Annotated in this window: 17 protein-coding genes, 2 tRNA genes, 1 rRNA gene and 1 pseudogene; 15 read left to right on the top strand and 6 right to left on the bottom strand. The window is 71.1% G+C overall.

Features of this window, described 5'->3' with window-relative positions:
• The first annotated feature begins 13 nt into the window (after window positions 1–13).
• The 4 genes from obgE (at window position 14) to BJ999_RS31520 (ending at window position 5,787) form a co-directional block, all read left to right on the top strand.
• Window positions 14–1,411 (top strand): GTPase ObgE, encoded by a 1,398-nt coding sequence (gene obgE / locus BJ999_RS31535; protein ID WP_179836634.1) that lies wholly within the window; start codon window positions 14–16, stop codon window positions 1,409–1,411.
• 174 nt (window positions 1,412–1,585) lie between these two features.
• Window positions 1,586–2,692 (top strand): glutamate 5-kinase, encoded by a 1,107-nt coding sequence (proB, locus tag BJ999_RS31530; protein ID WP_179836633.1) that lies wholly within the window; start codon window positions 1,586–1,588, stop codon window positions 2,690–2,692.
• Window positions 2,693–2,705: 13 nt separating this feature from the next.
• A complete protein-coding gene (locus tag BJ999_RS31525) occupies window positions 2,706–3,965 on the top strand; it encodes a glutamate-5-semialdehyde dehydrogenase (RefSeq protein ID WP_179836632.1) in 1,260 nt (419 codons plus the stop codon).
• A 64-nt stretch (window positions 3,966–4,029) separates the two neighbouring features.
• Complete coding sequence (locus BJ999_RS31520) at window positions 4,030–5,787, top strand: TIGR03767 family metallophosphoesterase (RefSeq protein WP_179836631.1); 1,758 nt, start codon at window positions 4,030–4,032, stop codon at window positions 5,785–5,787.
• 55 nt (window positions 5,788–5,842) lie between these two features.
• Here the strand turns inward: BJ999_RS31520 and BJ999_RS31515 are convergent, their stop codons facing one another.
• Entirely contained in the window at window positions 5,843–6,877 is a 1,035-nt protein-coding gene (locus BJ999_RS31515; RefSeq protein ID WP_179836630.1) for a M48 family metallopeptidase, read from the bottom strand.
• Between the two features lie 134 nt (window positions 6,878–7,011).
• On the opposite strand from BJ999_RS31515, the pseudogene BJ999_RS41495 reads away from it, so the two are divergent.
• From BJ999_RS41495 to BJ999_RS31470, 9 genes and pseudogenes are all read left to right on the top strand, one after another.
• Window positions 7,012–7,146, top strand: a pseudogene (locus tag BJ999_RS41495) (helix-turn-helix domain-containing protein); the annotation flags it as partial.
• A 362-nt stretch (window positions 7,147–7,508) separates the two neighbouring features.
• The gene (locus BJ999_RS31505) at window positions 7,509–8,795 is read left to right on the top strand and encodes a phenylacetate--CoA ligase family protein (RefSeq protein WP_218935313.1); all 1,287 of its coding nucleotides are present in this window, start codon (window positions 7,509–7,511) and stop codon (window positions 8,793–8,795) included.
• A 52-nt stretch (window positions 8,796–8,847) separates the two neighbouring features.
• Window positions 8,848–9,447 (top strand): nicotinate-nucleotide adenylyltransferase, encoded by a 600-nt coding sequence (gene nadD / locus BJ999_RS31500; protein WP_179836629.1) that lies wholly within the window; start codon window positions 8,848–8,850, stop codon window positions 9,445–9,447.
• A gap of 189 nt (window positions 9,448–9,636) precedes the next feature.
• Window positions 9,637–10,050 (top strand): ribosome silencing factor, encoded by a 414-nt coding sequence (gene rsfS, locus BJ999_RS31495; RefSeq protein ID WP_179836628.1) that lies wholly within the window; start codon window positions 9,637–9,639, stop codon window positions 10,048–10,050.
• A complete protein-coding gene (locus tag BJ999_RS31490) occupies window positions 10,043–10,705 on the top strand; it encodes a histidine phosphatase family protein (protein WP_179836627.1) in 663 nt (220 codons plus the stop codon). Before rsfS ends, BJ999_RS31490 begins: the two co-directional genes overlap by 8 nt.
• Window positions 10,706–10,781: 76 nt before the next feature.
• Window positions 10,782–10,854: transfer RNA gene (locus BJ999_RS31485), tRNA-Ala, on the top strand.
• Between the two features lie 522 nt (window positions 10,855–11,376).
• The gene (locus BJ999_RS31480) at window positions 11,377–11,607 is read left to right on the top strand and encodes a hypothetical protein (RefSeq protein WP_179836626.1); all 231 of its coding nucleotides are present in this window, start codon (window positions 11,377–11,379) and stop codon (window positions 11,605–11,607) included.
• A 111-nt stretch (window positions 11,608–11,718) separates the two neighbouring features.
• The gene (locus BJ999_RS31475) at window positions 11,719–12,105 is read left to right on the top strand and encodes a hypothetical protein (protein WP_179836625.1); all 387 of its coding nucleotides are present in this window, start codon (window positions 11,719–11,721) and stop codon (window positions 12,103–12,105) included.
• Between the two features lie 84 nt (window positions 12,106–12,189).
• Window positions 12,190–12,262, top strand: a tRNA-Ala gene (locus BJ999_RS31470).
• 47 nt (window positions 12,263–12,309) lie between these two features.
• Here BJ999_RS31470 and BJ999_RS31465 read toward each other — a convergent pair.
• The 3 genes from BJ999_RS31465 to BJ999_RS31455 form a co-directional block, all read right to left on the bottom strand.
• Window positions 12,310–13,410: a baeRF2 domain-containing protein gene (locus BJ999_RS31465; RefSeq protein ID WP_179836624.1), complete on the bottom strand. Its 1,101-nt coding sequence runs from the start codon at window positions 13,408–13,410 to the stop codon at window positions 12,310–12,312.
• A 45-nt stretch (window positions 13,411–13,455) separates the two neighbouring features.
• A complete protein-coding gene (locus BJ999_RS31460) occupies window positions 13,456–13,965 on the bottom strand; it encodes a DUF1360 domain-containing protein (protein WP_179836623.1) in 510 nt (169 codons plus the stop codon).
• Window positions 13,966–14,060: 95 nt separating this feature from the next.
• The gene (locus tag BJ999_RS31455) at window positions 14,061–14,318 is read right to left on the bottom strand and encodes a DUF7218 family protein (RefSeq protein ID WP_179836622.1); all 258 of its coding nucleotides are present in this window, start codon (window positions 14,316–14,318) and stop codon (window positions 14,061–14,063) included.
• 67 nt (window positions 14,319–14,385) lie between these two features.
• Here BJ999_RS31455 and BJ999_RS31450 point away from each other — a divergent pair, with 67 nt between their 5' ends.
• A complete protein-coding gene (locus BJ999_RS31450) occupies window positions 14,386–17,616 on the top strand; it encodes an ATP-binding protein (protein ID WP_179836621.1) in 3,231 nt (1,076 codons plus the stop codon).
• A 100-nt stretch (window positions 17,617–17,716) separates the two neighbouring features.
• Here BJ999_RS31450 and BJ999_RS31445 read toward each other — a convergent pair whose 3' ends face one another.
• Both BJ999_RS31445 and BJ999_RS31440 read right to left on the bottom strand, forming a co-directional pair.
• The gene (locus BJ999_RS31445; protein WP_179836620.1) at window positions 17,717–18,538 is read right to left on the bottom strand and encodes an ABC transporter permease; all 822 of its coding nucleotides are present in this window, start codon (window positions 18,536–18,538) and stop codon (window positions 17,717–17,719) included.
• Window positions 18,535–19,512 (bottom strand): ATP-binding cassette domain-containing protein, encoded by a 978-nt coding sequence (locus tag BJ999_RS31440; protein WP_179836619.1) that lies wholly within the window; start codon window positions 19,510–19,512, stop codon window positions 18,535–18,537. The genes BJ999_RS31445 and BJ999_RS31440 overlap by 4 nt, the downstream gene beginning before the upstream one ends.
• A gap of 762 nt (window positions 19,513–20,274) precedes the next feature.
• On the opposite strand from BJ999_RS31440, the gene BJ999_RS31435 reads away from it, so the two are divergent.
• Window positions 20,275–21,793: ribosomal RNA gene (locus BJ999_RS31435) — 16S ribosomal RNA — on the top strand.
• Window positions 21,794–21,936: the final 143 nt, after the last annotated feature.

Here is a 21,936-nt window from a genome sequence, read left to right as displayed (position 1 = left end):
GAGGAGAGTCACCGTGGCCGCTGGAGCGGGATCGGGCGCGCAGTTCGTCGACCGGGTGGTGCTGCACGTCGCGGCGGGCAACGGCGGCAACGGCTGCGCCTCGATCCACCGGGAGAAGTTCAAGCCGCTCGGCGGCCCGGACGGCGCCAACGGCGGCCGCGGCGGCGACGTCGTCCTCGTCGTCGACTCCAATGCCGCCAGCCTCCTCGAATACCACCGGCGCCCGCACCGCAAGGCGGGCAACGGCAGGCCGGGCCAGGGCAGCCTGCGGACGGGCGCGGACGGCGGCGACGTGATCCTGTCCGTCCCCGACGGCACCGTCGTGAAGTCGGGCGACACCGTCCTCGCGGACCTGGTCGGCGAGGGCACCCGGTTCGTGATCGCCAAGGGCGGCAGCGGCGGTCTCGGGAACGCGGCGCTGGCGACGGCCAAGCGCAAGGCGCCCGGATTCGCGCTGCTCGGCGAGCCGGGGGAGGAGCGCGACGTCGTCCTGGAACTGAAGAGCGTCGCCGACGTCGCGCTCGTCGGGTTCCCGAGCGCGGGCAAGTCGTCGCTGATCGCCGCGCTGTCGGCCGCCAAGCCGAAGATCGCCGACTACCCGTTCACGACGCTGATCCCGAACCTCGGCGTGGTGAGCGCGGGCGACACGACGTTCACGGTCGCGGACGTGCCTGGCCTGATCGAGGGCGCCAGCGAGGGCCGCGGCCTCGGCCTGGACTTCCTGCGCCACATCGAGCGCTCCTCCACCCTCGCGCACGTCCTCGACTGCGCGACGATGGAGCCGGGCCGCGACCCGGTCAGCGACTTCGAGGTCATCGAGCGCGAACTCCAGGCCTACGACCGGGTGCTGGGCGACCGCCCGCTGTCGGACCGCCCCCGCATCGTCGTCCTGAACAAGGTGGACGTGCCGGACGGCCGCGACCTCGCCGAGATGGTGCGGCCGGAGTTCGAGTCCCGGGGCCTGCGGGTGTTCGAGGTGTCGGCGGCGACGCACGAGGGGCTGCGGCAGCTGTCGTTCGCGATGGCGGCGATGGTCACCGACTACCGCGCCTCGCTGCCGGCGGCGGAGCCCACCCGCATCGTCATCCGTCCCGAGCCGGTCGGCGGCGACACCGACTTCGAGATCAGGACCCTCGGCGACAACACCTACCTGATCACCGGCACGAAGCCGGTCCGGTGGCTGCGCCAGACCGACTTCGCCAACGAGGAGGCCGTGGGCTACCTCGCCGACCGCCTCGCCCGGCTCGGCGTGGAGGACGCGCTCCGCCAGGCGGGCGCCAGCGCGGGCGCCACCGTCCTGATCGGCACCATGGACGACTCGATCGTCTTCGACTGGGAGCCGGAGGTCGCGGCGGGCGAGGGCACGAGGGGCCCGCGCGGCACCGACCGCCGCCTGGACGGTTGGTCCTGACCGAGCGAAGCGGCCGGGGGGTGTGGGGGGTCGTCCCCCCACAGGAAACAGGGCCGAGCGAGGCGGACCGGGGGGTGTGGGGGATCGTCCCCCCACAGGAAACAGGGCCGAGCGAAGCGGCGGGGGTGTGGGGGGTCGTCCCCCACAGGAGACAGGGTTGAGCGGAGCTGAGTCATGAGTGGGCGTGAGGCGGTCGCGAAGGCGCGGCGGATCGTGGTGAAGGCGGGCTCGTCCTCCCTGACCACGCCGCAGGGCACGATCGACGTGAACCGCATCGACGCGCTGGTGGACGTTCTCGCCGCGCGCCGCGGCGAGGGCACCGAGATCGTGTTCGTGTCGTCCGGCGCGATCGCGGCGGGGCTCGGCCCGCTCGGGCTGACCCGCCGGCCGCCCGACCTCGCGACCCAGCAGGCGGCGGCGAGCGTCGGTCAGGGCCTGCTGTTCGCCCGCTACACCTCCTCGTTCGCCCGTTACGCGCTGACGGTGGGGCAGGTGCTGCTCACCGCCGACGACATGATGCGCCGCTCCCACCACCGCAACGCGCAGCGCACCCTCGCGCAGCTGCTCGCCATGGGCGTCCTGCCGATCGTGAACGAGAACGACACCGTCGCCACCGACGAGATCCGGTTCGGCGACAACGACCGGCTGGCCGCGCTGGTCGCGCACCTGATCCGCGCGGACGCGCTGGTCCTGCTCTCGGACGTGGACGCCCTCTACACCGGGGACCCGCGCCGTCCCGGGACCCGCCGCATCGAGGACGTGCGCGGCCCGGACGACCTCCGGGACGTCGAGCTCGGCGGGTCCGGCCGGGTCGGCACCGGCGGCATGGTCACCAAGGTCGAGGCGGCCAGGATCGCGGGCATCCCCGTCGTGCTGACCAACGCGGCGTCCGCGGCGCGCGCGCTTTCCGGCGACCAGGTCGGGACGCTGTTCCATCCGGCCGAGGGCCGCCGCATGTCGACCCGCCACCTGTGGCTGGCGCACGCGACGACGGGCCAGGGCCGCGTCATGCTGGACGCGGGCGCGGTCGAGGCGGTCGTGCGGCGCCGCACGTCCCTGCTCCCGGCCGGGGTGACGGGCGTGGACGGCGACTTCGCCGCGGGCGACCCGGTCGACCTGTGCGACGCGGGCGGCGAGGTCGTCGCGCGCGGCCTGGTGAACTACGACGCGTCCGAGATCCCCGAGCTGATGGGGCGCTCGACGCGCTGGCTGGCCCGTGAGCTGGGCGCCGAGTACGAACGCGAGATAATCCACCGCGACCATCTGGTGATACTGCGATGACAGGAGCCTGCTGATGAGCGACGAGCGCGAGGAGTTCCTGCGGGTGGCGCGGCGCGCCAGGGAGGCGGCCGCCGGGCTGGCCCCGCTGCCGCGGTCGGCGAAGGACGCGGCGCTGCACCGCATCGCGGACGCCCTGGTCACCGCCGCCCCGGAGATCGTCAAGGCGAACGAGTCCGATGTCGCGCGGGCCCGCGGGAACGGCACCTCCGAGTACATGATCGACCGGCTGAGCCTGTCGGAGCCGCGGATCGCCGCGATCGCCGACGCCGTCCGGCAGGTCGCCGCGCTGCCGGACCCGGTGGGGGAGACGGTCCGCGGGAACGTGCTGCCGAACGGGCTGGAGCTGCGCCAGGTGCGGGTGCCGCTCGGCGTCGTCGGGATCATCTACGAGGGCCGCCCGAACGTGACCGTGGACGCCGCCGCGCTGTGCCTGAAGAGCGGGAACGTGGCGATGCTGCGCGGCTCGTCGTCGGCGTACGCCTCCAACACGGTGCTGGTCGAGGTGATGCAGGGCGCGCTGACCGGTACGGAGGTCCCGCCGGACGCGGTGCAGCTCGTCCCGGGCACGTCCAGGGAGTCGGTGAAGCACCTGATGCGGGCGCGCGGCCTGGTGGACGTGCTGATCCCGCGCGGCGGCGCCTCGCTGATCAACTCGGTGGTGGAGGAGTCGACCGTCCCGGTGATCGAGACGGGCGTCGGGAACTGCGCGGTGTACGTGGACGCCGCCGCCGACGTCGACATGGCCGTGGACATCCTCCTGAACGCCAAGACGCAGCGCCCTTCGGTGTGCAACGCCGCCGAGACGTTCCTGGTGCACGCCGACATCGCCGACACGTTCGTCCCGCGCGCGCTTGAGGCGCTGAAGAGCGCCGGTGTCACGGTGCACGGCGACGACCGGATCCGTTCCTTCGGCGGTGACGTCGTGGAGGCGACCGAGGACGACTGGCACGCCGAGTACCTCTCGCTCGACATCGCCGCCCGCGTGGTGGACTCGCTCGACGACGCCGTCGCGCACATCCGCCGGTACGGCTCGGGGCACACCGAGGCGATCGTCACGACGTCCCAGCCGGCCGCGAAGCGGTTCGTCGCGCTGGTCGACTCGGCGGCCGTGATGGTGAACGCCTCGACGCGCTTCACCGACGGCGAGGAGTTCGGGTTCGGCGCGGAGATCGGCATCTCGACGCAGAAGCTGCACGCCCGCGGCCCGATGGGGCTGCCGGAGCTGACGTCCACCAAGTACGTGGTGACCGGGGAAGGGCACGTGCGCGGCTGAGCTCCGGATTTGTGACAGTTTTGCCATTGATGTCACGTGTGCGGGTGTGGTCTGATTCACGATTGTGACTCGTCAGTACAGCCGCCGCCGCGTCCTGCAGGGCGCCGCCCTCGGCGCGGGGATCGCCACCACCGGACTGGCCGCCTTCCCCGCGCGCCCCGCCGCCGCGGCGGCGCCCGCGCTGCGCGGTCCCACCGCCGGCACCACCCTCGACCGGACCTACCTGCTCGGCGCCGCCGGCGCCGGCGGGTACCGCAAGGTGACCACCGCCCCGGGTGAGCCGCACCTGCTGCGCCGCGACCTCGGCGGCACCGCCTCCGCGCGCCGGGCCGCCGTCCGCCGGGGCGTTCTCGCCTTCGGCCATCTCACCGACGTCCACATCATCGACGCGCAGTCCCCGGCCCGCGTCGAGTTCGTCGACCGGCTCAAGGACGGCCTGGACGTCCTGCCGGTCGAGGGCGCCTACCGGCCGCAGGAGATCCTGTCCACGCAGGTCGCCGAGGCCATGGTCCAGGCGGTGAACCGGGTCGGGCGAGGACCGGCGACCGGGCTCGGCCTCGCCTTCACCATCAACACCGGCGACGCCGCCGACAACGTCCAGTACAACGAGCTCCGCTGGATCATCGACCTGCTGGACGGCGGGCGCATCCGCCCCGACTCCGGCGACCCGAACCGCTACGAGGGCGTCATGGACTGGGCGTCCTACGACCGCTCGTTCTGGCACCCCGAGGGCCCGCCGCCCGGCGCCGAGGCCGACCTCCCGAGCAGCAGGTACGGCTTTCCCCGTGTGCACGGCCTGATCGACGCCGCGCGCCGCCCGTTCGAGGCGACCGGCCTCGACGCCCCGTGGCTGGCCGCGTTCGGCAACCACGACGGACTCGTCCAGGGCAACCTGCCGGTCAACCCGCTGGTGTCCGGCCTCGCCACCGGCGGCATCAAGATCGGCGCCCCGGCGGACGCCGGCCAGGCCGAGCGCCTCGCCCGCATGATGAGCGGGGGCGACGCCGCCGAACTCGTCCGCCTCAGCCGCGAGCAGGGCGGCGCGGGGGGCCTGTTCCGCCCGGTGACCCCCGATCCGAACCGCCGGATGCTGTCGCGTGCCGAAGTCGTCGCCGAACACTTCAGGACCAGTGCGTCCCTGCACGGCCACGGCTTCACCGCCGCCAACCTGCGCGAGGGGACGGCCTACTACGCCTTCGACAAGGGCGTCGTGCGCGGTCTCGTCCTCGACACCGTCAACCCGAACGGCTACTCCGAGGGCTCGCTCGACAGGAAGCAGTTCACGTGGCTGGAGTCGCAGCTCAAGGCCGGTAGCGGCCGCTACCTGGCGCCGGACGGCTCGGTCGTGGAGCACGCGGTGAAGGACCGGCTGTTCGTCTTGTTCAGCCACCACCCGATCGGTTCGCTGGAGAACCCGCTCGGCGGTGACCGCGTCCTCGGCGACGAGGTCGAGGCGCTTCTGCTGCGCTACCCGAACGTCGTCCTGTGGGTGAACGGCCACACGCACCGCAACCAGGTGATCCCGCACGCGCGCAAGGGCGGCGGAGGTTTCTGGGAGGTCAACACGGCCGCGCACATCGACTTCCCGCAGCAGAGCCGCATCGTGGAGCTGGCCGACAACGGCGACGGCACCCTCTCGGTGTTCGCGACGATCCTCGACTCCGCCGGGCCCGCCTCCCATGGCGGCCGCCTCACCGACCCGGTGAGGCTGGCGTCGCTGTCCCGCGAACTGGCGGGCAACGACTGGCAGGACCGCGAGGAGGACCGCCGCGGCGAGGCCGCCGACCGCAACGTCGAGCTCCTGGTTCCGGCCCCCTTCTGAGGAACCGCGAAGGGCCGCCGCGTCCGTGTCGCGGCGGCCCCGGCTCGGTGCCCGGTCAGTTGCCGGACGTGGGCCCGTTGTCGCGCCGGGTGAAGCGGTCGAACAGCCCGCCGGCCGCGCCGGCCGCCGCGTCGGCCATGTCGCGGACCTTGCCCACGAACGGGTCGGCCGTCCGCTCCCACGACTCGCGGTACGACTGGGCGGCCTCCTTGATCCCGTCGCGGACCGACGCGTTGCCGTCGTCCTCCCGGCGCGCGTAGTCCCCGGCCAGGATGCGCTCGTACGCGCCGCTGCCCGCCCACTGCTCGATCTCGGCGAACCGGATCACCGCGAACGGGTGCGACTGCCCGAGCAGGTTCATGAACTTCAGCAGCCCGTCCCGCACGTCGCCGGCCGCGTCGTACTCGCGCGCCTGCTGCAGGAACGCCTCGCTGCTCATCTCGCCGAGCCGCGTCCCGCCCGCGAGCTTCATGTTCACCCGCTTGGCCGCGTCGAGGTCCTGCCCGACGAGCAGCCCGGCACGGTCCGACGACAGCTCCGCCTTACGGAACCACTCGCGCAGCCCGATGATGATCGCCGCGATCCCGACGTTGCCGAGCGGCAGCCACGCCAGCCGCGCCCCGAGCTGCAGCAGGATCTGCATCATCGTCTGGTACACCGCGTGGCCGGACAGGATGTGCCCGACCTCGTGTCCGACGACGAAGCGCAGCTCCTCCTCGTCCAGCAGGTCGATCAGTCCGGTGTTCAGCACGATGAACGGATGGTCGGACCCGAGCGCCATCGCGTTCGGCGTCGGGTCCTGCCGCACGTAGAGCTCGGGAACTTCCGGCATGTCCAGGATGTAGGAGGCATCGCGGACCATGTCGTAGATGTGGCGGAACTGGTCCTCGCCGACGCGCACCGTCCCGCCGAGGAACATCAGCCGCAGGGACCGCTCGTTGACCAGCCCCGACAGCTTGCGCAGCACGACGTCGAACCCGGAGAGCGAGCGCAGCGCCACGAGCGCCGATCGGTCCGCCGGGTGTTCGTAGGCCCGGGAACTGATCCCTGGGAACCGCGTACGTGCTCGATCCGGTGTGTTCTCCGTCATGTCCGACCTCCTGGAGGGTGCAGAGCCTGGTCGACAGGCGGGCGTGAGGCGGTGCCACGCCCCGGAGAGGTCCGGGGCGACGGGTTCGTACGTGTCCCCGACCCTCGCCGACGTGTTCGAATGGTGCCTGCGGCGTGACGCACTGTGTCCGCCGGTCCTTCCGGTACCGCTTCTACCCGATCTTGGAACAGGCCGAGCACCTGAGCCGCACGTTCGGTTGTGTCCGTCTGGTCTACAACATGGCCTTGGAAGCGCGCATCCGGGCACACCGGGGCGGTCGGCCCTTGACCTGCGACGAGGGCCGCCTGGCCTTGGCCGCCCTGATGGAACCGCCGCGCTTCGTGTGGTCGCGCCCGCCGCCGGAAGGGGTGGAGGATCGCCGACCGGTGACCACCGATGCGGCCCGTGACGTCCTCGCCGCCGGGTCTGCGGAGGGGCGAAACGCCGGTGGAGCCGATGTCAGACCTCAACGGGAGTCTTCTTTCCGAGCGGGCGATCGGCGACGAAGCGGGACATTCCTTCCAACAGGGGAGAAGCCAAGTCTGGCATGGTAGTTCCGACGATCCACCGTGCCGCAGGGTTCCCCGCCGCGGGAGCCGCGTCCGGCTCTGGCCGCGCCCGGGAGGCAGCCATGTTCGACCCGAAGGCCGAGGCGATGTCCCTCGACGAGCGCGCCGCCCTGCAGCGGCACCGGGTGTGGGGGCTGGTCGACCGGCTCCTGGCGGCCGGCGGCGTGCAGGGGCGGCGGCTCAAGGAGGCCGGGGTCGGACGCGGCGCCGACGTGACGCTCGCGGGGCTGCGGGACCTTCCGTTCACCACCAAGCAGGACCTCTGGGACCACTACCCGTTCGAGATGCTCGCCGTGCCCCGCGACCAGGTCGCCGCCGTGCACGGGTCCAGCGGGACGCGGGGGCGCCCGACGCTCGTGGCGTACACCAAGGCCGACCTCGACCTGTGGGCGGCGATGTGCGCGCGCTCGCTGTCGTGCGCCGGGGCGTCGCCGGGGAGCATCGTCCACAACGCCTACGGATACGGGCTGTTCACCGGCGGGATCGGCATCCACCAGGGGGCCGTGGCGCTCGGCGCGACCGTGGTGCCGATGTCGGGCGGCATGACCGACCGGCAGGTGCGCATGCTCGCCGACCTCCGCCCCGACATCCTCACCTGCACCCCCGCGTACGCGCTGCGGCTGGGGGAGGCCGTCGCCGAGGCCGGGATCGACGCGACCTCGCTCACCGCGGGGCTCTTCGGCGCCGAGCCGTGGTCGGAGGAACTGCGCACGGCCATCGAGGACGTCCTGCCGATCAAGGCGATGGACGTCTACGGGCTGTCGGAGATCATCGGGCCCGGGGTGGCCACCGAGTGCCTGGAGCAGGACGGCCTGCACGTCAACGAGGACCACTTCATCGTCGAGGCCGTCGACCCCGCCACCGGTGTCCCCGTCGAGGACGGGACGCCCGGCGAACTCGTCTTCACCACCCCCACCAAGCAGGCGCTGCCGCTGCTGCGCTACCGGACGGGTGACATCGCGTCCCTCACCCGCGGTGAATGCGCCTGCGGACGGACCCTGGTGCGGATGAGCAAGATCCTCGGCCGTGCCGACGACATGATCGTCGTCCGGGGCGTGAACGTGTATCCGAGCGAGGTCGAGCGGGTCCTGCTCGGCTCCGGGCTCGTCCGGCCGCACTACCAGCTCGTCGTGGACCGGCGCAGCCCCACCGCGCGGCTCATCGTCGCCTGCGAGGCCCTCTCCGGCGACCCGACGGCCGCCCTCGTCCACGCCCTGTACGAGACGCTCGGCCTCACCGCCGAGGTCGCGGTCCTGCCCGAGGGCACCGTGCCGAGGGTGGAGGTGGGCAAGGCCGTCCGCGTCGTGACCTGGGAGGACGGCGACCCGCCATTGCCCGGCCTGGCCTGAGCCGCCGGGGGCGGACGTTCCGGACGCCGATCGGCTGGCTATTGTCGTCGCCATGACGCAAAAGCGGCGCATGGGGATCATGGGCGGCACCTTCGACCCGATCCACCACGGGCACCTCGTGGCCGCCAGCGAGGTCGCGCACTTCTACTCCCTGGACGAGGTCGTGTTCGTGCCCACCGGCATCTCGGCCCACAAGGAGGGGGCCAAGGTCGCCGCCGCCGAGGACCGCTACCTCATGGCCGTCATCGCCACCGCGTCGAACCCGCGCTTCTCCGTCAGCCGCGTCGACATCGACCGGCCCGGCGCCACCTACACCGTCGACACGCTCCGTGACATGCGCGAGATCCAGGGCCCGGACACCGACCTGTTCTTCATCACCGGCGCGGACGCGCTGGAGAAGATGCTCACCTGGCACGACACCGACGAGCTGTTCGAACTCGCCCACTTCGTCGGTGTCACCCGCCCCGGCCACCGGCTCGCCGACCCCGGGCTGCCCGACGGGCGCGTCTCCCTCATGGAGGTGCCCGCGCTGTCCATCTCCTCCACCGAGTGCCGGGAGCGGGTCGGCAGCGGCGAACCCATCTGGTACCTCGTCCCGGACGGGATCGTCCAGTACATCAACAAGCGGAGCCTCTACCGCGGCGCCGCCTGACGCGGCGCCGCCTGACGCGGTGCCGCCTGACGCGGTGCCGCCTGACGCGGTGCCGCGGCCACATATTCTGGACGGAGAGCGGGGCCGCATCCGCCATTGCGGTCGAACAACAACAAAGAGGTCGATCGTCCGCCGCACGTGAGAAGGTGGAGTGGAGACGACCCCTACAGGGAGGATCGCGAGCGCACCGTGACCGCATCCGAGAGGGCGGCGCAGCTCGTCCGGATCGCCGCCGAGGCGGCGGGCGACAAGCTGGCCGACGACATTCTTGCCTACGACGTGAGCGAGCAGCTCGTCATCACCGACGCGTTCCTGCTCTGCTCGGCCCCCAACGACCGCCAGGTCCGCGCCATCGTGGACGAGGTCGAAAAGCGCCTGCGCGACGAGGCCGAGGCCAAGCCCGTCCGCCGCGAGGGCGAGCGCGAGGGCCGCTGGGTCCTGCTGGACTACGCGGACATCATCGTCCACATCCAGCACGAGGAGGACCGCATGTTCTACGCCCTCGAGCGGCTCTGGAAAGACTGCCCCATCATCGCCATGCCGGAAAGCGTCACCGCTCACCAGGCCCAGCGCACCCGCGCCGTCGGGAGCCCGAGTGAGTGACGCCCGCCCGGCCCGCGAACCGGGCAGACGTCGCCTCGTCCTCTGGCGGCACGGCCAGACCGCGTGGAACGTCGAGCGCCGCTTCCAAGGCAAGACCGACATCCCTCTCGACGAGACGGGCGTCGCCCAGGCCCAGCGCGCCGCCCGGCTCCTCGCCGGCCTCCGCCCCACCGCGCTGCTCTCCTCGCCGCTGCGCCGCGCCGCCGACACCGCCCAGGCCCTCGCCGAGATCACCGGACTGCCCGTCCACTACGACCGGGACCTCATCGAACGCGACGGCGGCGCCTGGGAGGGCCTCACCTCCAACGAGATCCGCGAGCGCTACCCCGCCGAGCACGCCGCCTGGCAGCCGCCCGGCGGCGAGACCAGCGCCCAGGTCGCCAAACGGGTCGGCGCCGCGCTCGAACGCGCCCTCGACGACCTGCCGCCCACCGGCCAGCTCGTCGTCGCCTCCCACGGCGCCGCGCTCCGCCTCGGCATGTCCCACCTCCTCGGCCTCCCCGAAGAGACCTGGGAACGGCTCGGCGGCCTGTCCAACTGCTGCTGGTCCGTCATCACCGAGATGCGGAACGGCGGCTGGCGCCTCGTCGAGCACAACGCCGGCACCCTCCCCGAACCCCTCCTCAGTGACGACCGCCCCGACGCCGGCGCCTGACCCAAACGATTCGAGACCAGGCCCGGCCGTCCTATACACTGGCTGGGCGCCGCGGGATGCAAGTCCACGCGGCGGCGGGGCTATGGCGCAGTTGGTAGCGCGCCTCCATGGCATGGAGGAGGTCTGGGGTTCGAATCCCCATAGCTCCACGAACGGAGTTGGGAGGACTGTGCCCACGGAAAAGCGTGGGCCGGGACTCCCTTCTTCATGTCTGCCTGGGGGGCGACCCCCAGACCCCCGATGTGGGGGCTCCGCCCCCACGCCCCCTCCCGGCTCAGGTCTCTGATCACCTGCGGGACTGGTGACGCTTACTGAAGCAGGCTCCGCCCGTTTGTTGGGGCTGCGCCCCTTGCCCCCCTCCCGGGTCAGGTCTCTGATCACCTGCGGGATGGGTGAGGCTTGCTGTAACGGGCTCCGCCCGCTTGGGGGCTTCGCCCCTTGCCCCCTGGCGGGTCAGGTTTTTGATCACCTGCGGGATGGGTGAGGCTTGCTGAAGTGGGCTCCGCCCGTTTGTTGGGGATGCGCCCTTGCCCCTGTCGGGGCAGGTTTTCGGTCATCTGTGGGTTGGTGTGGCTTGTTCGGGGGCTTTGGTCCTGGCTCCTTTCCGGCTCGGGGCTTGGGGGTCTGCGGGTTGGCCTCTGCGCGGGTGGAGGGATGGTTTCATGCGGGGTATGGGAAGACACCGCAGGGGGGCGAAGCGCGAGGTCACCGTGGGTGATCTCATCGACGAGCTGCGACGGTTCGATCCCGGCGCCGAGGTGCGGCTGGCGATCCAACCGCGGATGCCGCAGGAGCATGCCGTCGGGACCGTCGCGCAGGCCGACGGGATCGTGTGGATCGGCGACGGCGGGCAGCGGGGCTACGCGCCCGACGAGGTCGGCGAACGCCTCGGGTGGAGATGACCGCAAAGCCTTCACCATGACGGCGGCTACCTTTGGCCCCTCGCGCTTCACCGTGTTGATCATGCGGAAGGCCCCACGTGGCGATGCATGATCGAGATGAGGGTTGACCCCATGAGAAGCCGGTTCACCGGGAAGAGGCTGCTGCTGGCCGCGGCGGTCGCGGGGGCGTCCGTCACGGCGGCGACCGTTCCCGCGCATGCGGCTCCGCCGCCCGAGTACCAGGTCGACGACTGCGCCAAGGCGCTCGACGTGCTGTCCTACTTCAAGCTGCTCCCGAACCAGCCCGACCTGGGCCGGACTCTGTGCTCCGTCGCGCAGCAGCAGAAGGAGCATAAGGACCAGTACACCAACGAGGTCCACACCGAGTACACCGACGAGAACGGCAAGAAGGTCGAGCGGGACAAGTCTCTCGGCTCGGTCGAGTGGCTCAAAAGCCTCACCGTCCAAGTCCCGACGGTCAACGACCGCTGGTACGTCTACACCTCGAAGAAGCCCTGACCCGCGCGCCGGCCGCGGAGGGGCGACCCTCCGCGGCCGACGCGTCCCAACCGCTCCCAGCGTGCACTAAGCTTTTCCTCGCGAGGGGCTATGGCGCAGTTGGTAGCGCGCCTCCATGGCATGGAGGAGGTCTGGGGTTCGAATCCCCATAGCTCCACGAACGATTCAGGAGTGGTCGCCGAGAGCGCCACTCCTTCTCGTTTCTCAGGCGGTGAAGCGCAGGACGGCGCCCACGTGCAGCGTCGGGGCCGGGCCGTCCGAGGGCAGGACGACCAGCTCGCCGTCGGTCGCGGCGGCCGCTCTCACCAGGGCGGCGTCGGCGCGGTCCTCGCGGGGGTCGCCCACGCCGAACTCCTCACGCAGCTGCTCGGCGGTCGTGGCGATCTGGGACGGGTCGGGGCCGACCCACAGCCGGCCCCGCGAGTCCGGTTCGTCCGCCAGCAGGAGCGTCTCCACCCGGGCCTGGCGCACGGCCTCCGTCGTCGCGTCCAGTCCGGAGACGGCGCGCTGGCCGTTCGCGAGTTCCCGGTCGAAGCGCTCCGCCACGGTCATGATGCGCTCGGTGGACTTCAGCCGCAGCAGGCGGCGCAGTTCGGCGTCGAGGTCCGGGTCGTCGACCGTGGTGTTCTTGTCGGCCTCGACGGTGTGCTCCAGGACGTGTTCCGAGATCTCCTCCAGGACGGCCGTCCGGGCGCGGGTGTCACCGGCGATCACGACGGCCTCGGCGCCGCAGCGTTCCGCGGCCCTGTCGATCTCGTGGGCGACCTTCTTGGCGTTGAGCTTCCAGACGTTCTCCGCGGAGCGCTGGAAGCGGGACTGGTTCCAGTCGCCCGCCTTGACCTTGCGGATGGGGTACTCCTCGTCCCCGTCCACCTCGATGCGCTCGCGCTTCCCGTCGGCGGTGACGCACTCGATCGCGCCGCCGCGCCGGTCGACGACCGCCAGCAGGTGCGGGAACCTCTCGCCGCGCTCGACGAGGTAGGGCAGGACGTCGGGGAGCGGGGCGAGGGTGGCGCGCGTGCTGCGGGGCGGGCCCGGGAGGCGTTCGCTGTGCACCACCGCGCCGTCCGCCGCGAAGATCACGATGCCTTCGGAGCGGCGCAGCGCCATGTCCTCCTGGACGGTCTCTTCGACCGCGCGGAGCGTGGCGTCCGGTGTGCTCTGAGCCTCCAGTTCCGAGCGCAGCGCCCGCCACCGCAGCTCCGCGGCCTTGGACGCGTCCTCCGTGGTGCGGGTGAGGTCGGCGTACACCGACGCGTACGGTCCCGGCTTCTGGTACAGCGTTTTGAGGAATGCCAGATCCATGGGTTCGCCGTACCCCCCGCATCTGTGACAAACGTCGTTGGGGCGTCAGCCTTCGGCGGACTTCTGGAGCCGCGCGTAGGCGAGCTGCAGCCAGTCCGACCCGGCGACCGCGGTCATCGTGGCGCCGGCGAGCCGCGTCGCGTCCGGAGCGAACACCAGGCCCGCCGCGTAGGCGGTCGCGACCCACTGGGAGGTGCAGAAGGGGCAGGTGATCAGCTCCCCGACGGCGTGCCGGACGCCCTTGCCGCGCACCTCCTCCGACAGCTCGGCCGGGCCGGCCGTCCCCGAGTAGCGGGTGAACGGGGCGCGCAGCGGACTGGTCACCGGGTCCTTCGTGATCAGCCGGGACGCCTTGTGCGTCGTGACCGTCATCAGCGCCAGATCGGCGAGGCCGATCGCCGGGGCGCCGTCGCGGAGGCGGCGGCCGAGCAGGGCCAGCGTCCCCGTGGTGAGGGCGTAGACGGCGAGCGTGCCGAGATACGAGCCGAGCGGCCGGTCCTCCCCGGCGGCGTACTCCTCCTTCTGCCTGCGCGCGGTGTCGACGACCGCGTTCATGGGCTCTCCTTCTGTGGGGGGCGAACAGGCAGGACTCGCTGCCCTCGGCGGGTGCCCGGAACTCCGCGACGTTCGGCTCGGCGCGAAGATCCCGTCTAGTGGTCGCGCAGCGCCTTCACCAGTTCCGACTTGTTCATCGAGGAGCGGCCCTCGACGCCGATCTCGCGGGCGCGCTTGAGCAGCTCGTCCTTCGTCCACTCGTCGTAGGAGGGGCTCTTGCCGCCCTTGCGGCCGATCTTCTTCTCTCCCTGAGCCGCGGAGGCGTTGGCGATCCGTGCCGCCTTCTCCTTGCTCTCGCCCTTCTCACGCAGCTTCTGGTACTTCTTCTCGTCCTTGATCTGTGCTCTGGGCATGGGGAACCCATACCCGGCCCGTGAGATCCACACATCGGGGACAATGGCACCCGGGAAGGGGGCACGCGTGCGCATCGGCATCCTGGGACCGCTCGACGTGCGGGACGGGGCCGCGCGGCCCGTCGAGGTCGCGGGCCGCAGGCTGCGAGCCCTCCTCGTGCGGCTGGCGGCCGAGGCGGGCCGCCCCGTGTCGGCCGAGCGGCTGCTGGACGATCTGTGGGAGGGCGCCCCGCCCGGTGGGAACGCGCTCCAGGCGCTTGTGTCCCGGCTGCGCGGCGTCGCCGGGCGGGACATGGTCGAGCACGGCCCGGCGGGCTACCGGCTCGGGATCGACCCCGGCGAGATCGACGCGGTCGCGTTCGAGCGCGGCGTCGCCGCCGCCCGCGCCGAGGAGGACCCCTGCGCGCGGGCGGACGGCCTGCGCGCGGCGCTCGCGCTGTGGCGCGGCCCCGCCCTCGCCGACGTCGCCGACGCCGACTTCGCCTACCCGACCATCGCGCGGCTGGAGGAACTGCGGCTCGCCGCCGTGGAGGACCGGGTCGACGCCGAGATCGCCGCCGGGCTCCCCGCCCCGCCGGTCGCCGAACTGGAGCCCCTCGCCGCCGCGAACCCGCTGCGCGAGCGCCTGCGCGGCCAGCTGATGCGCGCCCTGTACGCGGCGGGGCGCCAGGCCGACGCCCTGGAGGTGTACGAGGAGACGCGGCGCGCCCTCGCCGACCGGCTCGGCGTCGACCCGTCCCCGGAACTGGCCGCCGTGCACCTGTCGATCCTCCGGCGCGAGACGACCGTCCCGCCGCCCGAACCGGCGCCGCCCCCCGCCGTCCCGCGGCCCGCGCGCACCAACCTGCCCGCGCAGCTCACCAGCTTCGTCGGCCGGGAGGAGGAGTCGCAGCGGGTCGGCAAGCTGCTCCGCGAGACCCGCCTGGTCACCCTCACCGGCCCCGGCGGCGCCGGCAAGACGCGGCTGGCCGGGGAGAGCGCCGCCGCGCTTATCGAGGAGATGCCGGACGGCGTGTGGTTCGTCCCGCTCGCCCCCGTCAGCGACCCGGGCGATGTCGTGCAGGCGGTGCTGTCGGCACTGGCGGTCCCCGAGAGCGTCCGCCCCACCGAGACCCGCGTGGTCGTGCGGCCCCTCGAACGGCTCACCGACTTCCTCGCCACCAAGCGGAGCGTGCTCGTCCTCGACAACTGCGAGCACCTCATCGACGCCGTCGCGCGGCTCGTCGACCACGTCGTCGCGCACGCCGACGGCGTCCGCGTCCTCGCGACCAGCCGCGAACCGCTCGGCATCACCGGCGAGTCGCTGTGCCCGGTGCCGTCCCTCCCGCTGCCGGCCGAGGACGCCGTCGACCCGGCCGACGCCCTCGGCTACGCCTCGGTGCGGCTGTTCGCCGACCGCGCCGCCGCCGTCCGCCCCGGCTTCGCCGTGGACGCCGGCAGCGTCGCCGACGTCGTCGCGATCTGCCGCGCGCTCGACGGCATCCCGCTCGCGATCGAGCTGGCCGCCGCCCGGCTGCGCTCCCTCACCCCCGGCCAGGTCGCGGCCCGCCTCGGCGACCGGTTCCGGCTGCTGACCGGCGGCAGCCGCACCGCCCTGCCCCGGCACCGGACCCTGCGCGCCGTCGTCGACTGGAGCTGGGATCTGCTGGACGAGGGGGAGCGCGCCGTCCTGCGCCGCCTCGCGGTGTTCGCCGGCGGCGCCACACCGGACGCCGCCGTCCGGGTGTGCGGGCTCGACGCGCCGGACGCGCCCGACCCGCAGGACGTCATCGACGTGATCGCCGCGCTCATCGACAAGTCGCTGGTGATGGCCGACGGCGACACCGACGTCCGCTACCGGCTGCTGGAGACCGTCCGCGTCTACGCGGGGGAGCGGCTGGAGGAGGCCGGCGAGACCCGCCGCGTCCGCGACGCGCACGCCGCCTACATGATCGAGTTCGCCGAGCGCGCCGAGCCGGAGCTGCGCCGCCGCGACCAGCTGGTCTGGTCCGCCCGGCTGGCCGCCGAACGCGAGAACTTCACCGTCGTGTTCCGGCACGTCACCGAGATCGGCGACGTCGAGGCGGCGCTGCGGCTCGTGGCCGGGCTGGTGTGGTTCTGGGTCCTGCGCGACATGGAGCGGGAATCGGGCGGCTGGACGGTCGTCGTCCGCGACATGGCGGGCGGCGCCGCGCCTCCCGGCCTGGAGGAGCAGTACGCGATCAGCGTGGTCGCCGCCGCCCTGGTGAGCGAGATGACCAAGGAGTCGGGGCCCACACAGGAGTCGCTGCGCCGGGCCATGAGCGACGCGGTGGCCGTGGTGTCCGCGGCGCCCATGCATCCTCTGCTCGCCCTCGCCGAAACGGGGGCCAGGATGTTCGGCGGGGACATGGAGGAGGTCAGGCAGAGCCTCGGCCGCATCCGCGACCACGCCGACCCGTGGGTGCGGGCCGTCGTCCGCGTCATCCTCGCGCACGTGGGGATCAACCACGGCGAGATCGACGACGCCGCCGAGCAGGCCGCCGACGGCTACGCGCGGTTCCGCGAGCTGGGCGACCGGTTCGGAATGATCGTCGGACTGAGCGGGATGATGCAGACCGCCATGGCGCGCGGCGACCTGGCGGAGGCGGTCCGCCTCGGCGAGGAGGCCTACGGCTACGCCACGGGCGGCGTCAGCCCCGAGCAGGGCTCCGCGCTGCTCGCCCAGCTCGCGTGGGCGCGCGCCCGCCGAGGCGAGGTCGCGCGCGCCCGAGCCGACCTCGAACGCGCCATGGTGCAGTCCGAGCGCATCGGCGAGTTCGCCGACGCCGCGAACTCCTCCCTCATGCTGTGCGAGATGGCGCTGCTGGAAGGCGACCGCGAGACCGCCCACACCCATGCCGACCGCGCGTGCACGTGGGTCGAGTCGCGCGGGCACCGCCCCGACTTCGCGCAGACCGCCCGCAGGATGTTCAGCCGCCTCGGGTGCCTGGCGGAGGAGGACGGCGACCTGGAGGCCGCGAAGCGCCGGCACGTCCAGGCGCTGCGCGATCTGCCGAACGACGCGCTCATGGGGAACCCGACCGTGGCGGCCCTCATCGACGGCCTCGCCGCGTATGCCGCCGCGCGGGGGAGGCACGTGCGCGCCGCCGAGCTGCTGGGCACGGCCCACAACCTGCGCGGCTACCGCGACGCGGCGAGCTACGAGGTCTGCCGGACGCTGTCGCTCGTCAGAGGCGTCCTCGGAGAGGAGGCGTTCGCCGCCGCGTACGAGCGGGGGCGCCAGATCACCCGGGACGACGTCTTCGACGAGGCGGACGGGCTGGTCACCTCCCTCTGAGGGCCTCCGCGTCTCGGCCGGTGCGGTCGGCGCCGGAAACGCGCGCCGCCCCGAAGACGGATTCTTCGGGGCGACGCGCGTTCGGATACGAGGCCGGACGTCAGGCCCTCCGCGAGTACATGCGCATGGCCAGCGGGAACGTGACGACGACGATGCCCGCCGCCCAGGCGAGCGTGTACCAGGCGTGGTTCCCGATCGGGCCGCCGACGGTCAGCGCGCGCACCGACTCCGCCAGGTGCGTGACCGGGTTGACCTTCGTCCACGCCTCCAGCCATCCCGGCATCGTGGACGTGTCCGGCACGAGGATGCTGCTGCCGAACGTCAGCGGCATCACCCAGATGAACGCGAGCCCCTGCACCGTCTCGGGCGTCGGCGCGACCAGCCCCACGAGCACGGAGATCCAGCAGACCGCCAGGTAGAACACGTACGCCAGCGCGAACGCCGCGAGCACCGACAGCGGATCGGTGTGGAAGCGGAACCCGAGGACCGACCCGAACCCCACGAGCACCGTCATCACGGTGATGAACCGGACCGTGTCCCCGAGGACCGTCCCGAGCAGCGGTGCGGAACGAGCGATCGGCAGGCTCCGGAACCGGTCGAACACGCCCTTGTGAATGTCCTCGTTCAGCGCCGTCCCGAGCCCCATCGTGGCGAACATCGCCATCTGCGCGACGAGCCCCGGAAGCAGCTGCTGCAGGTAGGAATGCGTGTCGCCGGCCACCGCGCCGCCGAACACGTACAGGAACAGCAGCAGGAACACGATCGGCATCAGCGTCGTGTCCAGCAGCTTCTCCGGCGAGTGCTTCAACTGGGCGACGTTGCGCCACGCCAGCGTCAGACCGTGCCGCACCGTCCTCCTCACGCTGATGCGCGCGGGCGGCTCGGCGGCGGACGGACGGCTGTCAACGGTGATGGCGGTCATGCCAGGCTCCCCTCGGAAACGAGCTCGGACGCGGGCTCTTCGGCGTGATGGCCTGTCAGCGTGAGGAACACCTCGTCCAGGCTCGGCATCCGCAACGCCAGCTCGGCCGCCACGATGGACGCCTCGTCCAGCCGCCGCACCAGAGCCGACAGCAGGCGCGGATCGTTGACGGGCGCCGAGACGAGGCCCGCGGCCTTCTGGACCTCCGGAGGCTCCCCGGTCAGCTCCGCGACGATCGCGGTGAGCTGCGCAAGGCGGAACGGCTCGGCCGCCCGGACCACCAGCGTCTGCCGCCCGATCCGCCCCTTCAGGTCGTCGGAGGTGCCCTCCGCGATGACCCGCCCGTGGTCGAACACCGCGATCCGGTCGGCGAGCGCGTCGGCCTCCTCCAGGTACTGCGTGGTCAGCAGCACCGTCGCCCCCTCGGCGACGATCTCCCGGACCGTGTCCCAGACCTCGTTGCGCGCCCGCGGGTCCAGCCCGGTCGTCGGCTCGTCCAGGAAAATGATCTCCGGGTGGTTGATCAGGCTCGCCGCCAGGTCCAGCCGGCGGCGCATCCCGCCCGAGTACGTCTTCACGGCGCGTGCCCCCGCGTCGGTGAGCCGGAACCGGTCGAGCAACTGCCGTGCCCGAGCCTTCGCCTCCGCGCGGCCGAAGTCCAGCAGCCGGGCGATCATCACGAGGTTCTCGAAGCCGGTCAGCTCCTCGTCCACCGACGCGTACTGTCCGGTCAGCCCGATCTTCGCCCGGACGCGCACCGCGTCCTTGACCACGTCGTACCCGCCCACCTCGGCATGTCCGGCGTCCGGCTTCAGCAGTGTCGCCAGTACGCGCACCGCGGTGGTCTTGCCCGCTCCGTTCGGCCCGAGGACCCCGAGCACCGTGCCCCGGCGAGCCGTGATGTCCACACCGTCCAGCGCCTTCGTGTCACCGAACCTTTTCCGCAGCCCCTCCGCGCGGATCACATCGTCCATCTGGGTGCCTCCCGTAATTCCTTCGTTGTGACGGTCACCACCGTGGGCGACGGCGCTGACATCACGCGGACACCGGTGCGCGAACGCTGACGTGACGCTGACGCGTTGGTGACGCCGCCGACTTGAACAGTGCGTGACCTGGGGGTTTCGATGGACGGGTGAACAGGTGGCCGGGCCCGATTTGACGGACCTCCCGGGGCTGCCTAATCTCTGTGGTGCCCCAAGGGGATGCGGGACGCCGACAGGCGGACGGCCCCAGGGGACACCGACAGAGGAAAACGGTTCGCAGGGCTCTGCGCACCGAGGTACTCTTGAAGGACAAGCCAGACGGGATGCAGGACGCCGCAAGGTGGCCGGCCCGCAGGGCGCCTCCCACGGAGCGATCTTTCTGAGTCTTCGACTTGGTCGTGTCGTCGCGTGGGGGACTGGATCACCTTCGACTCGTCAAAAAGATCTTCGCAGATCGGCTTGACACCGGAGATGGATCTGGTAAGTTAGCAGGGTTGCCCCGGAGCCGGGGACCGCGGGAGCGGGGTCCGGCGCGGTGGGTGTCCGTTTCTTGAGAACTCAACAGCGTGTTAAAAGCCAGTGCCTTTATCGGCTCGGTCTTCAATGACCGGGTCGCCCCGTGCCACTTCACTGTGTGGGGTGGTGGGGATTTCTTTGAGGCAATGCTGTCCCTCTTTGTGGGGGATGGTGATGCTGGGATTGTTTCCTGAGGTTTGGCCGGTCGGGGTTCGCCCCCTGGTTGGTCGTGTGACCTTGATGGAGAGTTTGATCCTGGCTCAGGACGAACGCTGGCGGCGTGCTTAACACATGCAAGTCGAGCGGAAAGGCCCCTTCGGGGGTACTCGAGCGGCGAACGGGTGAGTAACACGTGAGCAACCTGCCCCTGACTTTGGGATAAGCCCGGGAAACTGGGTCTAATACCGGATGTAACCGCTGATCGCATGATCGGGTGGTGGAAAGTTTTTCGGTTGGGGATGGGCTCGCGGCCTATCAGCTTGTTGGTGGGGTGATGGCCTACCAAGGCGACGACGGGTAACCGGCCTGAGAGGGCGACCGGTCACACTGGGACTGAGACACGGCCCAGACTCCTACGGGAGGCAGCAGTGGGGAATATTGCGCAATGGGCGGAAGCCTGACGCAGCGACGCCGCGTGAGGGATGACGGCCTTCGGGTTGTAAACCTCTTTCAGCAGGGACGAAGCTAACGTGACGGTACCTGCAGAAGAAGCGCCGGCTAACTACGTGCCAGCAGCCGCGGTAATACGTAGGGCGCAAGCGTTGTCCGGAATTATTGGGCGTAAAGAGCTCGTAGGCGGTTTGTCGCGTCTGTCGTGAAAGCCCACGGCTTAACCGTGGGTCTGCGGTGGATACGGGCAGACTAGAGGCAGGTAGGGGAGAATGGAATTCCCGGTGTAGCGGTGAAATGCGCAGATATCGGGAGGAACACCGGTGGCGAAGGCGGTTCTCTGGGCCTGTACTGACGCTGAGGAGCGAAAGCGTGGGGAGCGAACAGGATTAGATACCCTGGTAGTCCACGCCGTAAACGTTGGGCGCTAGGTGTGGGGTCCTTCCACGGATTCCGCGCCGCAGCTAACGCATTAAGCGCCCCGCCTGGGGAGTACGGCCGCAAGGCTAAAACTCAAAGGAATTGACGGGGGCCCGCACAAGCGGCGGAGCATGTTGCTTAATTCGACGCAACGCGAAGAACCTTACCAAGGCTTGACATTGCCGGAAAACCATCAGAGATGGTGGGTCCTTTTTGGGCCGGTGACAGGTGGTGCATGGCTGTCGTCAGCTCGTGTCGTGAGATGTTGGGTTAAGTCCCGCAACGAGCGCAACCCTCGTTCCATGTTGCCAGCACTTCGGGTGGGGACTCATGGGAGACCGCCGGGGTCAACTCGGAGGAAGGTGGGGATGACGTCAAGTCATCATGCCCCTTATGTCTTGGGCTGCAAACATGCTACAATGGCCGGTACAGAGGGCTGCGATACCGTGAGGTGGAGCGAATCCCTTAAAGCCGGTCTCAGTTCGGATCGAAGTCTGCAACTCGACTTCGTGAAGTCGGAGTCGCTAGTAATCGCAGATCAGCAACGCTGCGGTGAATACGTTCCCGGGCCTTGTACACACCGCCCGTCACGTCACGAAAGTCGGCAACACCCGAAGCCCGTGGCCCAACCACTTTGTGGGGGGAGCGGTCGAAGGTGGGGCCGGCGATTGGGACGAAGTCGTAACAAGGTAGCCGTACCGGAAGGTGCGGCTGGATCACCTCCTTTCTAAGGAGCATCAACTGGCCGGGGTCGCCTCGTGAGAGGGACCGTGGTCGGTGGCCACCAGTGACGGCGCATGTTCGTCAGGTGGCTGCTCATAGATGTGGAGCACTGGTTACTCAGCTCACTGCGTGTGTGAGCCGGCTAGT

It is taken from the genome of Actinomadura citrea (genome assembly GCF_013409045.1).
Lineage (GTDB): Bacteria > Actinomycetota > Actinomycetes > Streptosporangiales > Streptosporangiaceae > Spirillospora > Spirillospora citrea.
This window is presented reverse-complemented; position numbering and strand designations above follow the sequence as displayed.